This window comes from Arthrobacter sp. MMS24-S77 (assembly GCF_054888235.1).
Genome location: NZ_JBTZRN010000001.1, coordinates 873247 through 887354, shown reverse-complemented (window position 1 = coordinate 887354; position 14108 = coordinate 873247). Strand labels below are relative to the sequence as shown.

Genomic DNA, 14108 nt, shown 5'->3' with positions numbered 1-14108 from the left:
CGGGCGCTGGCGGCCCCGCGGCTTACCGCTCGCGCGGCTTAGCGTCTGCGGACGCGGCGGCGCTCGTTGCTCGCCAGCCCCTTGGTCAGGGGCCGGGCAAGGTTGTCACCAAGCACAATTCCCGCCGCCACACCCAGCACGATTGCGCCCGCGTTGAGCATGCCACCCGAACCCAGTAAGACGTCCGCTTCCTGAACCGTCAACACATACATGGACCGGAATATCTTCAGGCCAGGCAGCAGGATCAGGGCCGCGGGGACGGCCACCACCAATTGCGGTGCGCCGAGCCTGAGCGCCACCATCCGAGCCAGCAAGCCGATGACCACAGCGGAAATCGCGGGCGAAAGCCGGTCTCCCAGCCCGAGGTTGGAGGCCCCCCACAAGACGAAGTAACCCACCAAACCTACTGCCGCCGTCGGGAGCAGTAGTTTGAGCAGGGTCTGTTCAGTGATGCCGATGGCAATCACGGCCACGGCGATCAGGATCGCCTGGCCCCACAATGGATACGCCTCGGGGAATGTTTGAGTGACGTCGATCGCGACGCTGCCAATCAGGTCACCAACAACCACCGCGACGGCGATCCCGGCAACGATCGCACCGAAGGTCAGGATGGTGGACAGGAAACGTCCGGCCGCAGTGACGGGAAATCCGTTAATGGCATCTTGCACCGAAGAGACAAGTCGACCCGTTGGCAACAGCAGGAGGATGCCGCCCGCCACCACAATGGATGGAGGGATGTCTGCGCCTGCCCAGCGGAGCATGAGCGCGATGAACGTGACCAGGAAGGAGCAGGCTGCCGTGACGAAGAAGTCCGGTGTACGCCATTTGCCCAGCTGCCGGGCCACGAGGTTGATGAGCATGTTGGAAAGGAAAGCCAGGGCGGACGCTCCTAGTCCCCGCCCAGTACGCCGACGAAAACAGCGGAAAAGACGCCGAACGCCATGGTGACCATCCACCGCGGGTAGGGCTTGCTGCTGCGGATAATGTCATCCAGCCGGCGGACAGCCTCTGCCCTCCCCACGCCCCCGGCCACGATGTCCGTAACGAGCTGGTGCACCTGGGCCAGACCGGCATAGTTGTTGGTCCAGGAGCGGACTACCCGGAGCAAGGTGAGCGGGGTCTGGTCCTTGGGCGCATAGTTGATCTGGACTGACTGGTTCGTGATGTCGACTTCGATGTTCTTCAGACCGAGTGCAGCCGTGACCGCGATGATGCTGGTCTCGACTTCCAGGGCACCGGCCCCATAACGAAACATGGATTCGGCCATGTGCAGCGCGAAGTCGATGGTCTTGCGGGCTGAAGCATCAACTCCGCCCACTTGGATGGTGGGGTTGGCGTAGGGGCTGCCTGCCAGGCGGTCCACAATGCTCAAAGGGGCCGTGGGAGGATTCTCGCCCTGCACGAGCCTGCGAAGCATGCGTTTGGCGTTGACATTCTGGCGCACCTGGGATGGCTTCAACGGCTGCGTCTTGGGCAAGCCGTCCGTGGTGGGCCTATTGTCGGGGCGGTCGGTCACGCGGGTGTTCCTCCAAAGGGCGGGGCTCCTCCAAATATTGTGTGTTCCACAAGCGATTGACGGGGCAGCGCTGCGATTCTAGTAGAACTGCTGGCCCGTCCGGCGGGTGTAGATCTGCCGTGCGATGCGTTCCCCGGCAGCGGTCCACAGCTTGTACTTCAGCGGGCTGATGACTTGGTCATAGCAGCCTACGAAGTCTGTGACGGTCTTGCTGAAGCTGGTCTTGAACAGGCCGAGTCCGTGGAACGGGTGCGAGGTGTCCTTGAGCCGGTCCGCGGGCGGAGTGCCGCAGAAATCGTACTCAGTGCAACCCAGTTCCTTGACCTGGTTGATGGCCGTCCACTGGACCAAATGCGAATCGCCGTACTGCGCGCGCTTCTGCAGCGATCCGCCGTCCTTGTAGGTGCCCTTTCGGCCATAGTTGATCACGAAGGCGCCGACGGACGGGACACCGTTTTCGAAGACAAACAGGAGCCTGCCCTGGCCACGGTCGATGAAATTGGTCCAGAACTGGCGGTAGTACCCGAATTCGCGGACCCGCACCTGGGACTTCGCCTCTACGGTGTTCGTCATCAGCGCATACATGGAACGGAAGTTCTCCTCCGTGGGTTCCATGGTCTGGACTTCGACGCCTTCGCGAATCGCCCGGCGAACTGCGTTACGTCCGCGGGAATGGAGGTTACGCAGAAGCTGATTCTCCTCCGGAGAAATATCCAGCAGGGCTGTGGAGTCGTTCGGCTGCAAGTTAGGGGTCTTGACCACACCGGTGGCCGCGATCGCGGCCTTGGCATCCTCACTGAGGACAATGTCCGGCTCGATCTTGACGGCGAAGACCCCCAGTTTGTCCCGCTTCACGAATTCCTGGTTGGCCTTGATGATCCCCGGGATGTCCTCGACGCCGGCGACGTCCGGGCCCTTGATGAGGTACCAAAGCTTCCCGAGCAACGGAAAAGACTTCTCCAGGACCAGGTTGTAGCTGCTGTAATCCTGGGTTTCGTAGACGAGGTGTAGAGGCTTCCAGCCGAAGTGTTGTTTTACGTCTGCGAATGCCTCGGATTGGAGGAGGTTGCCGCCGTTGGGATTGGCCGTGACGTGTTTGTCCCAGTGTTCGATTTCCTCGGCGGTGGCAAAGCGTGCGGTAAATTCTCGCAAGGGGGCCGTGTCCAATCAGTTGCGTACTTGAGGCAGCAGGCACCGGTGTGCGGCGCAGGCGTTCAGCCTCAAGTCTATCGGCCCCCGGGACGAGCTACAGCCTGATCTGTTCCATGGCCTCCAGGTGGATGGCCTTCGGTTTCTCGCCAAGGTCCCGCTGGCCCTGGGCAAGGCGATCGGCGCTAACGAGAACGTCGAGCGACAACCCGGTGATGTCCTCGATGTCCTTGATGGGCACTTGGAACGTGCGGAATGGCCCTAGCGGCGGGGGCTCTTCCGCGAGAAGGCGCTCTTTGGTGACCTTCTCCATCTCCACCTCATCCAGAAGCGGGGTCTGGTCCACCACGAAGCCGGCGGCACCGAGTTCGGCGTCGTTGGTCCACGCTGCAATCTTCCAGAATTTCCGCGGCACGTGCACACCGCGGTATGGAGGGTCGTCATCCCGGAAGACCGGTCCCGTAAAGACGCTCATCCTCGCGCCAAAGGCGCCGGCATGGCCAAGAACGTGGTCCTCGAGTCCCGACCACAATTGCTTGCCCTGGTTGAATTTGTCGATCTGGGGTGCCGCATTGGTAAACACGAACGTTTCCTGGTTGGCCGTTTTGGCCGTAGCGGAATCGCCCCACACGGGGTCCAGCCGACGCACAAGATGGCCACGGTCGAAGGCATTGTTCGCGTAGACGTCCGGCCCTGCCTGCTGTTCTTCGGGGACCCTGGAATCGAAATGCCAGGTTCCTTCACGCGCCAAGGGGTCCAACTGGCTGCCCTCGATGTTGACGGCCACAATCGCGGCCAGCCTGCGGTCAGGACGGAACCGCACCGAAAAGTGGGTGTAATCAAGAAGAATCGTCGTTTCCGACGGACTGGGCAGCTCAAGGCCTGCCCGCAAAAATTCACTGCTGTATCCCCCGCTCATGGATACATGATGGCACTGGGGTCCGACAGTGAACAGACAGTAGCTGAGCTCGACAAGCCCGATCGATCAACGGTGGCGAAGGCCCCTTAGCATTCGACGACGTTGACGGCGAGGCCTCCCATGGCGGTTTCCTTGTATTTGGAGGACATGTCCTTGCCGGTTTCGCGCATGGTCACGATGACCTCGTCCAGGGAGACGCGGTGGGTGCCGTCGCCCCAGAGCGCCATTTTCGCGGCGTTGATGGCCTTGGCCGCGGCGATCGCGTTGCGTTCGATGCAGGGGATCTGCACGAGCCCGCCGATCGGATCGCACGTCAGGCCGAGGTTGTGTTCCATGGCGATCTCGGCCGCGTTCTCCACCTGTCCCGGGGAGCCGCCCATGACTTCGGCCAGGCCGGCGGCGGCCATCGAGGAGGCAGAGCCGACCTCGCCCTGGCAGCCCACTTCGGCCCCGGAGATCGAGGCCTGCTCCTTGTAGAGCACCCCGACGGCGCCGGCGGCGAGCAGGAACTTCACCACGACGTCGTCGCGGTCGGCCTGGGTGGCTTTGTCCATGCCGGGGGCGAAGTGCAGGGCGTAGTACAGCACGGCGGGGATGATCCCGGCGGCACCGTTCGTGGGCGCGGTGACCACGCGGCCGCCCGAGGCGTTCTCCTCGTTCACGGCCAGGGCGATCAGGTTCACCCATTCCTGCCAGTACTTCGGGTCCCGGTAGTCGGGGTCCTGGTCTTTGGTTTCCTTCAGGAGCCGTTCGTGCCAGTCGGGGGCGCGACGGCGGACCTTCAGTCCGCCGGGCAGCACGCCTTCGCGCTTGAGGGACGTTTCAACACAGGCCTCCATGACGGAGTAGATGTGCAGCAGGCCTTCGCGGATTTCCTCTTCGGTCCGGGAGGCGCGTTCGTTGATGAACATGATGTCCGAAATGCCCATGCCCTTGGACGCGCAGCGACCCATGAGCTCGGCGGCGGTGCGGAAGGGCAGCGGGAGTTCCTTCTTGGACTCCTCCAGTTCCTTCTGTGCCGCGTCCTCTTCGCCCTCGCGGACGATGAACCCGCCGCCCACGGAAAAGAACGTGGCCTCGTGCAGCACCTCGCCGTCGGCGTCGGACACGGCGAACTTCATGCCGTTCGTGTGCCGGGGCAGGACCGTGAGGGGGTGCAGGATCATGTCCGCCTCCCCGTACGGCAGGGACACCCCGGACCCGGGATCGACGGCGCCTGCCAGGTTCAGCAGGCCGGTCTCGGCGATCGAGGCGAGCCGTTCCTCCACTTCTTCGGGAAGGATCTCCTCGGGGTGGTAGCCCTCCAGGCCCAGCAGCACCGCGGTCATCGTGCCATGCCCGCGGCCCGTGGCCGCAAGGGAACCGTACAGATCAACGCGCAGGGACACCACCCGTTCCAGGGCACCGGAATCCCTCAGCTCACCCGCAAAGACCGCAGCAGCCCGCATCGGCCCCACGGTATGCGAACTCGAAGGACCAATCCCAATAGAGAAAAGATCGAAGACGCCAACAGCCATTGTCGGTTTCCTTAGTTAGTTGTGGTCGGGGACGGTGGGTGAGGTGAGAAGCGCGGCCCCGACGGGCCGTTGGTTCCGACAGGATTGCCGGACCCAACGGCCCAAGAGAGACGGTCAGCTAAGCGCTGCAACGCCCGGGTAGAGCGGGTGAGCGGCGGCGAGTGCCTCCACGCGGTGACGCAGGCCGGAGAGGTCTGCGTCGGCGTCGGCGATCAGTGCCTCGGCGATGACGTCCGCAACCTCACGGAACGCCGCTTCACCGAAACCGCGCGTGGCCAGGGCCGGGGTGCCGATCCGAAGACCGGAGGTCACCATCGGGGGGCGCGGGTCGAAGGGAACCGCATTGCGGTTGACGGTGATGTCGATCGCGGCGAGGCGGTCCTCGGCCTGCTGGCCGTCCAGTTCGCAGTTGCGCAGATCCACCAGCACCAAGTGCACGTCCGTGCCGCCCGAAATCACCGAGATCCCCTTGGCCGTGACGTCAGGCTGGATGAGGCGTTCGGCCAGGATCCGGGCACCGGCCAGCACGCGCTCCTGGCGCTCCTTGAACTCTTCCGACCCGGCGATCTTGAACGCCACGGCCTTGCCGGCGATCACGTGCTCCAGCGGGCCGCCCTGCTGGCCCGGGAAGACCGCGGAGTTGATCTTCTTGGCGATGTCGGCGTCGTTGGAGAGGATGATGCCGCCGCGCGGACCGGCGAGGGTCTTGTGCGTCGTGGACGTCGTGACGTGGGCGTGCGGGACCGGGGACGGGTGCAACCCGGCGGCCACGAGGCCGGCGAAGTGCGCCATGTCCACCATCAAATACGCGCCCACAAGGTCCGCGATCCGGCGGAACTCGGCGAAGTCCAGCTGGCGCGCGTAAGCGGACCAGCCGGCCACGATCAGCGCCGGCTTGTGCTCCAGGGCCAGGCGCTCCACCTCGGCCATGTCGACCGTGTGGGTGTCCTCCCGGACACCATACGGGACCACGTTGTAGAGCTTGCCGGAGAAGTTGATCCGCATCCCGTGGGTCAGGTGCCCGCCGTGGGCCAGGTTCAGGCCCATGATCGTGTCGCCCGGCTTGATCAGCGCGTGCATCACCGAAGCGTTCGCCTGGGCACCGGAGTGCGGCTGCACGTTCGCGAACCCGGCACCAAAGAGGGCCTTCACCCGGTCGATGGCCAGCTGCTCGATGATGTCCACGTGCTCGCAGCCACCGTAGTAGCGCTTGCCCGGGTAGCCCTCGGCGTACTTGTTCGTCAGCACCGAACCCTGAGCCTGCATCACGGCCACGGCGGTGTGGTTCTCGGACGCGATCATTTCCAGGCCCGAACGCTGACGGTCCAGCTCGTCGTCGATTTTCGCCGCGATCTCTGGATCCAGCTCGGACAACAGCGTGTCCAGGGACGGGGAAACGACCTGCTCGAACACGGCGGTTCCGTTTGCGGCGCTCACAGCTCGCCACCGTTCTTGGAAGCGTATTCCTCCGCGGAAAGCAGCGGACCGTCGGACTCCGCGGCCACCTTGAAGAGCCAGCCCGCACCGTACGGATCGTTGTTGATCAGGGCAGGATCGTCGACGACGGCGGAGTTCACTTCCGTGACCTCGCCCGTCACCGGGGAGTACAGGTCCGAGACGGACTTCGTGGACTCAACCTCGCCGCAGGTCTCCCCCGCGGTCACAGCCGAACCGATCTCGGGCAAGTCAACGTACACAATGTCGCCAAGGGCATCGGTGGCCACGGCGGATATACCGACAGACACAAGATTGCCGGCTTCGCGGGCAACCCACTCGTGCTCGTCGGAGTACTGGAGTTCAGGTGCAACTTTTGCCATGTTTTTTCCTTTGCGTTGGTCTAAAAAACAGTTGTGGTCAGGTTACGCGGCGGGGGCCGCCATCCTCTGCGCGCTGCTCCTTCGTCGCTTTGACGCACGCTGCCGGATGCCGCTCCCCCACCGCTAGAGGCTTGTTCAGTTTTCGGGGCCAACAGTTCCGGAAAAGAACGCTGGCCCTTTCGGTCTTAGTAGGTGACCCGTGGTTCCCGTGGGCCAAGCTGCGGCAGGCGGCTCATCATCCAGCACCTTTGGCTTTCGAAAGCGAGCCAAAGGTGCCGGACTGAAACTGAACCCGAAGTGAGCCGCACAGAAGGTGAACTGCACGGCCCCATCGGGTGCCGGCATCCGGCAGCATGCGTCCCCACCGTCCCCCTAACCTCGCAAGCTCGGCCAGGGAACCCTGACGGCGTGGGCCCCTGCGGGAGCGACACGTCCGCTCAGCGGGCGTCTTCGCGACCGAGCATGCAGAGGATGTCGGACCCGACGGGCTAAACGCAACCACGGTCACCCACCCACCGGAACCGCGGGCCAACCGCGACCTACTTGGCCCGCTTGTAGAACGGCAGTGCCACGACCTCGAAGGGCTCGGCCTTGCCGCGCAGGTCTATGTCCAGGGCCGTGCCGGGTTCGGCGTGTTCGACGTCGACGTAGGCCAACGCGACGGGGTAGCCGAGGGTGGGGCTGGGCTGGCCGGAGGTGACTTCTCCGACCACCGCACCGTCCTTGAGGACCGGGTAGTGGCTGCGGCCGGCGCGGCGGCCCAGGCCCTTGAGGCCAACGAGCTTGCGGCCGCTGGTGGAACCGGCGCCCCCGGCTTTCAGGGCTTCCAGGGCGGCGCGGCCCACGAAGTCGCTTTCCTTGGCCAGCGACACCACCGGGCCCAGGCCGGCCGCGTAGGGGTTGCCTTCGCGGGAAAGCTCGTTGCCGTAGAGCGGCATGCCGGCTTCCAGGCGCAGCGAATCCCGGGATGCCAGGCCGGCGGGGATCAGCTCGCCGTCCTCGGCTGCGGCGGCGATTGCTTGCCACAGGGCGGCTGCGGCATCGTTGTCCACGAAGATTTCGAAGCCGTCCTCGCCGGTGTAGCCGGTGCGGGCGAGCAGCAGCTCGGTCGTGTTCCCTGCAAAGGTGAAGGGAACCTCGACGGCGGCGTAGTACTTGAGCCCGGTGACGAGGGAGTGCTGATCGGCCGGGACCAAGCGCAGGAGGATCTCTTCGGCCTTGGGGCCCTGGACCGCGATCAGGGAGGTGGCCGCGGAGGCGTCCTCGACGACGACGTCGAAGCCGCCTTCTTTGCCCGATCGGGCCCTTTGTGCCAGCGCCTCGGCAACAACTTTGGCGTTGCCGGCGTTGGGGACCACGAGGAACGTGGAATCCCCACGGCGGTAGGTGATGAGGTCGTCGATGATTCCGCCGTCTTCCTGGCAGATCAGCGAGTACTTGGCCTTGCCAATAGACATCGCGGAGATCTTGCCCACCAAGGCGTAGTCCAGGAAGGCCGCGGCGTCCGGGCCGGTGACCCAGACTTCGCCCATGTGGGAGAGGTCGAACAGGCCAGCGGCATTGCGGACGGCGTGGTGTTCGGCCAGTTCGGAGGAGTACTTCAGGGGCATCTGCCAGCCACCGAAATCGGTGAAGGAAGCGCCGAGCTTCTTGTGCTCTTCGTAGAGCGCCGTGTAGTTCTCAGTCATCGTGAGGAGTCCTTAGTTCTCGAAGTCTTCGATCGGAGGGCAGGAGCAGACCAGGTTGCGGTCCCCTGCGGCGCCGTCGATGCGGCCGACAGGCGGGAAGTACTTGTCCTGCTTGAGGTGGTGGACCGGGAACACGGCCTGCTCGCGGGAGTACTCACGGTCCCAATCGGAACTCACGACGGCGGCCGCGGTGTGCGGCGCGTGGCGCAGCGGGCTGTTCTCCACCGCGAAGTCGCCGTGGGCGACCTGGTCGATTTCCTTGCGGATGGTGATCATGGCCTCGATGAAGCGGTCGATCTCCCCCAGGTCCTCGGATTCGGTGGGCTCCACCATCAGGGTGCCGGCCACCGGGAACGCCAGGGTGGGGGCGTGGAAACCGTAGTCGATGAGGCGCTTGGCCACATCCTCCGCGGTGACTCCGGTCTTGGCCGTCAGTTCGCGCAGATCCAGGATGCACTCGTGCGCCACGAGTCCGCCTTCACCGGTGTAGAGGACCGGGAAGTGCTCGTTCAGGCGCGAGGCGATGTAGTTCGCCGCAAGCAGCGCGGACTTCGTGGCCTCGGTCAGGCCTTGCCCGCCCATGAGCTTCACGTACGCCCAGGAAATCGGCAACACACCCGCGGAGCCGTACCGCGAAGCGGAAATCGCGACGCCAGTCCCTGGCAAAGAAGCGCCGTCTTCATGCGCTGCCTTGTTCGCATCGCCCGGCATGAAGGGTGCAAGGTGCGCCTTGGCAGCGACCGGGCCCACGCCCGGTCCGCCGCCGCCGTGCGGGATGCAGAAGGTCTTGTGAAGGTTCAGGTGGGACACGTCGCCGCCGAACTTGCCCGGCTGGGCCAGGCCAACGAGCGCGTTGAGGTTGGCGCCGTCAACGTACACCTGGCCGCCGGCTGCATGCACGGAGTCGCAGATCTCGCGCACGTCCGCGTCGTACACGCCGTGCGTGGACGGGTAGGTGATCATGATGGCCGAGAGGACATCCTTGTTGGCCTCGATCTTGGCCTGCAGGTCCGTATGGTCGATCGTGCCGTCCGCCGCGGTGGCCACCACAACCACCTTCATGCCGGCCAGCACCGCCGAGGCAGCATTGGTGCCATGGGCCGACGCCGGGATGAGGCAGACGTTGCGCTGCAGGTCCCCGCGGGAGAGGTGGTAACCGCGGATGGCCAGCAGGCCCGCGAGCTCACCCTGGGAACCGGCGTTGGGCTGGATGGACACCTGGTCGTAACCGGTGATCTCCGTCAGGTCGGCTTCCAGATCTTCGATCAGTTCACGCCAGCCCCCGGTCTGGGAATCCGGGGCGAAGGGGTGGATCGAGGCGAACTCCGGCCAGGAGATGGCTTCCATCTCGGCAGTGGCGTTCAGCTTCATGGTGCACGAACCCAGCGGGATCATGGTGCGGTCCAGCGCAAGATCACGGTCAGAGAGCCTGCGGATGTAGCGCAGCAGCTGGGTTTCGGAACGGTGCGTGTTGAACACCGGGTGCTGCAGGTAGTCCGAAGAACGCACGACGTCGGCCTCCAGGGCGAAACCCTCACCCGACTCCGCGAGCGAAGCGCCGAACGCGGCGACGACGTCGGCGAGGACCGCCGCCGTCGTGGTCTCATCCACTGACACGCCGACCATGTCGCCGTCGATGATCCGCAGGTTGATGCCCTTGGCCTCGGCGGCTGCAACGATCCCGGCAGCCTTGCCCGGGACGCGGACCGTGACGGTGTCGAAGAAGCTCCCGTGCAGGACCTCAAGGCCCGCGGCCTTCAAGGACGCCGCCAGAGTCCGGGCGTGGCTGTGGGCGGTCTCGGCAATCGCCTTCAGCCCATCGGGGCCGTGGTAGACCGCGTACATCGAGGACACGATGGCAAGCAAAGCCTGCGCGGTGCAGATGTTGGACGTCGCCTTCTCGCGGCGGATGTGCTGCTCCCGGGTCTGCAGCGCCAGACGGTACGCGGGAGTGCCGGCGTCGTCCTTCGAAACCCCCACCAAACGGCCCGGCATCGACCGCTCAAGGCCCTTCTGCACCGCCATGTACGCGGCGTGCGGGCCGCCGAAGAACAACGGAACACCGAAACGCTGGGTGGAACCGACCGCGATGTCCGCACCCTGCTCCCCCGGAGGCGTGATCAGGGTCAGGGCCAGCAGGTCCGCGGCGACGGTGACGAGGGCGCCCCGTTCCTTGGCGGCAGCGATCACCGCCGTGTGGTCGAACACCCTGCCCGAAACGCCCGGCTGCTGCAGCACGATCCCGTTGATCTCGCCCCCGGGCAGGCCCAGGGACAAGTCCGCGATCTCCACCTCGAAGCCCAGCGCCTCGGCCCGGCCCTTCACGATCGCGATGGTCTGCGGCAGGCAGTCCGCGTCAAGGACCGTCTTGCCGTCATGGGCCGCCTTGTTCTTGTTGGCCCGGCGCATCATCAGGACCGCCTCGGCCACCGCCGTGGCTTCATCCAGCAGGGAGGCGTTGGCGATGGGCAGGCCCACCAGGTCCTGGACCATGGTCTGGAAGTTCAGCAGCGCCTCGAGACGGCCCTGGGAAATTTCCGGCTGGTACGGGGTGTACGCCGTGTACCAGGCCGGGGACTCGAGGATGTTGCGGCGGATCACCGGCGGAGTGACGGTGTCGTAATAGCCCTGGCCGATCATCTGCACGGCCGTCTTGTTCTTGGCCGCCAGCCTGCGCAGCTCCGCCAGAACCTCAACTTCGCTGAGGGCGTTCTGGAGGGTCAGGGCGACGTCCTGGCGGATGTCATTGGGAACCGCGGTGTCCACGAGCGAATCGACACTGTCGTAACCAACAGACTTGAGCATGATGTCAATGTCGGCTTGGCGGCGGGCGCCGATATGCCGGTCAACGAACGTGGTGGAGGTTGAACTAACCGTCACGAAGGAACTCCATTACTAAGGCGGCGTGGGTACGCCACAGCTAATCGGGTTCCTCCCCGCTCTGTATTGGACCTGAGAGTTTCCGCGAATCCGCGCTTTCGCGCTGCTTCGCTTGCACCGTCGGTGAGCACGCGTCAGCGTGCTGCTTTCCAGAGTTGCCTTGCCGCGGCGGTGCGTGGGCCTGAGAGATTCCTGGGGAGGATTTGCTCCTACGGCGCCTGCATCACATGCCTGCAGGACTCTCCCGCCGCAGATCAAAGGCGTATTCAGTTATGTGAATCGGATCGTGGTTGCCGGTGACGGCTGCCACAACTGTCAATTGTCCTATGGACTGCTCGCGTCCGCAAATATGGGTCACCGAGCCGCCTGACTTCCCCAACTGACTCGCACTAGATGTCGTTTTGGAGCCTCTAAAGGACAACAACTGCTAGTCAGTTGGGTCGGCACTCAGTTACGCAGGCGTTCGACGGCGGCAAGCAGCGCACCGACGTCGGCGTTCCTCTCGCTCGCATTGGCTCCCGGGCCGCCTTCAAGCATTGCGTTGAAGTAGAGCCCATCGCCCATATACCGGACCGCCTTGGCCATCTCCGGACCCACTTCGTCGGCGAGCACATCCAGCCATTGTTGCTGGATCCCGGCAAAGCGCCTGCGGGTTTCTTCGTGCGCTACCTCCGCAAGCCGCGTGGCGGCCACGAACACCCTGTCCATGGGAGTATCGGCCCACAGGGAGGACTTGATGAAGAACGCAGAGGCGCCCTCGGGAGCCGCCTTCATCGCCTCGATGTCCAGTGCGGCGAGCGCGTCCATGCGTTCGAGCAGGGCGCTGATCATGGATTCCTTGTTGGGGAAATGGTAGAGCAAGCCCCCCTTGGAGACGCCTGCGCGCTTGGCGACGGCGTCCAGGGTGGCAGCCCGCTCCCCCACCTCGATCAGCAGGGCTTCAAAGGCATCCAGGACAGCGTCCCGGGCAATAGGTTTTCGCGGCATGGTGTCCATCATCCCTTAGTTCGATGCGGCAGATCGATGAGTCGAATTGAAACTATACCGTCCAGACGGTACAGTTATCTTCATGTTCAGCCCATCCACAACCCAGCACCCCCGCACCTCGTCGACCCAGTCCGCCCCGTGGCGCGATTGGACTGCCCTGGCACTCTTGATGTTCCCTGTGCTGCTGGTGGCTGTGGACAATACCGCGCTGACATTTGCCCTGCCGGAAATCGCCCGGACGCTGGACGTCGGGGGCGTACAGCTGCTGTGGGTCGTAGACGTTTACGCGCTGGTCCTGGCCGCATTGCTGGTGTCCATGGGCAACTTGGGAGACAGGATCGGCCGCCGCCGCTTGCTCTTGATCGGCAGCACGGGCTTCGCCGCCGTTTCCGCGGCCACTGCATTCGCCCCGTCGGCCGAATGGCTCATTGCTGGACGCGCCGGCATGGGCATCTTCGGAGCCATGCTCATGCCCTCAACGCTGTCCTTGATCCGCAATATCTTCCCGGACCCGAACCGCCGCCGGCTTGCTGTGGCTGTCTGGGCCGCAGGCTTCTCCGGCGGCGCCGCGCTCGGGCCGATCTTCGGTGGCTGGCTCGTGGAACACTTCTGGTGGGGAGCCGTGTTCCTGGTGGCCGTGCCGCTGTTGCTGCCCTTGCTGGCCTTCGGCCCGTCCCTGATTCCCGAGTCCAAGGACCGCAATCCGGGCAAACCTGACGTCCCCAGCGTCGTGCTGTCTATCCTGACGATGGCGCCTCTGGTTTATGGCATCAAGGAGGCCGCGGTGCACGGCTTCGGCCCGGGACCCGCCGCCTTCATGGCGTTCGGCATGGCCATGGGAATCGTCTTCGTCCGCAGGCAGCGTTCCCTGGCATCGCCCATGCTGGACGTACGGCTTTTTGGGAACAAGGTTTTCAGCACGGCCATCATTGCCAACGTCCTGTCCCTGTTTTCCATGACAGGCTTCATCTACTTCTTCGCGCAGCACTTGCAGCTCGTAGAGGGCCAGTCCCCCATGGAGGCAGGAATCGCCATGGTTCCGGCACTGCTGGCCACCATCGTGGCAGGCCTGGTGGTGGTTCCCCTGGTCAAGCGGATCCGCCCGGGACTCGTGGTGGCTTTCGGCCTGACGTTGAGCGCCGTGGGTTATCTCGTGGCCGCCCTGGGCAACCATGGCCAGGGCCCCGGGTACCTTTTGACGGCACTCCTGCTGCTGGCCATCGGGGTTGGATCGGCGGAGACCATCTCCAACGACCTCATCCTGGGCGCCGTTCCTGCCGACAAGGCCGGCGCGGCCTCGGCGATCTCCGAGACAGGCTACGAACTCGGCTCATTGCTGGGCACGGCAGTCCTTGGCTCGATCCTGACCGCGTCCTACCAGCACCACTTGCTTCTTCCCGTTGAACTGTCCGGCCATGCCGCCGAGCGTTCGCGGGAGACGCTCGCCGGAGCCGTGGACACCGCCGCTGCACTGCCCCAGCCACTGGCCGGAGCCCTGACCGCCGCGGCGCGTGCCGCCTTTGAATCGGGCGTCCACATCACCGCGGCGATCGGGCTGGTACTGATGGCTGGAGCGGCAGTCCTTGCCGCCGTCGTACTCCGCCGCGTGCCGACCGCGAAGTAGGCCGTCAGTCG

The 14108-nt window shown here is 64.8% G+C and carries 9 protein-coding genes, 1 pseudogene and 2 riboswitches; of the genes and pseudogenes, 1 reads left to right on the top strand and 9 read right to left on the bottom strand.

What is annotated here, in order from left to right; all coding sequences use genetic code 11:
• Window positions 1–38: 38 nt before the first annotated feature.
• From ACX5I4_RS04140 to ACX5I4_RS04100, 9 genes and pseudogenes are all read right to left on the bottom strand, one after another.
• Window positions 39–1516, bottom strand: a pseudogene (locus tag ACX5I4_RS04140) (threonine/serine exporter family protein).
• A 78-nt stretch (window positions 1517–1594) separates the two neighbouring features.
• Entirely contained in the window at window positions 1595–2668 is a 1074-nt protein-coding gene (locus ACX5I4_RS04135; protein ID WP_461835542.1) for a lipid II:glycine glycyltransferase FemX, read from the bottom strand.
• Window positions 2669–2762: 94 nt separating this feature from the next.
• Entirely contained in the window at window positions 2763–3584 is an 822-nt protein-coding gene (locus tag ACX5I4_RS04130; protein ID WP_461835541.1) for a DNA/RNA non-specific endonuclease, read from the bottom strand.
• Window positions 3585–3670: 86 nt separating this feature from the next.
• Window positions 3671–5101 carry an L-serine ammonia-lyase gene (locus ACX5I4_RS04125; protein WP_461835540.1) on the bottom strand — a complete coding sequence of 477 codons (1431 nt, stop codon included), beginning with the start codon at window positions 5099–5101 and terminating at the stop codon, window positions 3671–3673.
• A 114-nt stretch (window positions 5102–5215) separates the two neighbouring features.
• Window positions 5216–6538, bottom strand: coding sequence for a serine hydroxymethyltransferase (glyA, locus tag ACX5I4_RS04120; protein WP_461835539.1), 1323 nt, complete (start codon window positions 6536–6538; stop codon window positions 5216–5218).
• Window positions 6535–6918, bottom strand: coding sequence for a glycine cleavage system protein GcvH (gene gcvH / locus ACX5I4_RS04115; RefSeq protein ID WP_461835538.1), 384 nt, complete (start codon window positions 6916–6918; stop codon window positions 6535–6537). Before gcvH ends, glyA begins: the two co-directional genes overlap by 4 nt.
• Before the next feature lie 539 nt (window positions 6919–7457).
• The gene (gene gcvT, locus ACX5I4_RS04110; protein WP_461835537.1) at window positions 7458–8606 is read right to left on the bottom strand and encodes a glycine cleavage system aminomethyltransferase GcvT; all 1149 of its coding nucleotides are present in this window, start codon (window positions 8604–8606) and stop codon (window positions 7458–7460) included.
• A gap of 12 nt (window positions 8607–8618) precedes the next feature.
• Window positions 8619–11486, bottom strand: coding sequence for an aminomethyl-transferring glycine dehydrogenase (gene gcvP, locus ACX5I4_RS04105; protein ID WP_461835536.1), 2868 nt, complete (start codon window positions 11484–11486; stop codon window positions 8619–8621).
• 51 nt (window positions 11487–11537) lie between these two features.
• A riboswitch (glycine riboswitch) is annotated at window positions 11538–11644 on the bottom strand.
• A 1-nt stretch (window position 11645) separates the two neighbouring features.
• A riboswitch (glycine riboswitch) is annotated at window positions 11646–11743 on the bottom strand.
• A 190-nt stretch (window positions 11744–11933) separates the two neighbouring features.
• The gene (locus tag ACX5I4_RS04100) at window positions 11934–12473 is read right to left on the bottom strand and encodes a TetR/AcrR family transcriptional regulator (protein ID WP_461835535.1); all 540 of its coding nucleotides are present in this window, start codon (window positions 12471–12473) and stop codon (window positions 11934–11936) included.
• An 82-nt stretch (window positions 12474–12555) separates the two neighbouring features.
• Here ACX5I4_RS04100 and ACX5I4_RS04095 point away from each other — a divergent pair, with 82 nt between their 5' ends.
• On the top strand, window positions 12556–14097 hold the full coding sequence (locus ACX5I4_RS04095; protein WP_461835534.1) for an MFS transporter: 1542 nt from the start codon (window positions 12556–12558) through the stop codon (window positions 14095–14097).
• Window positions 14098–14108: the final 11 nt, after the last annotated feature.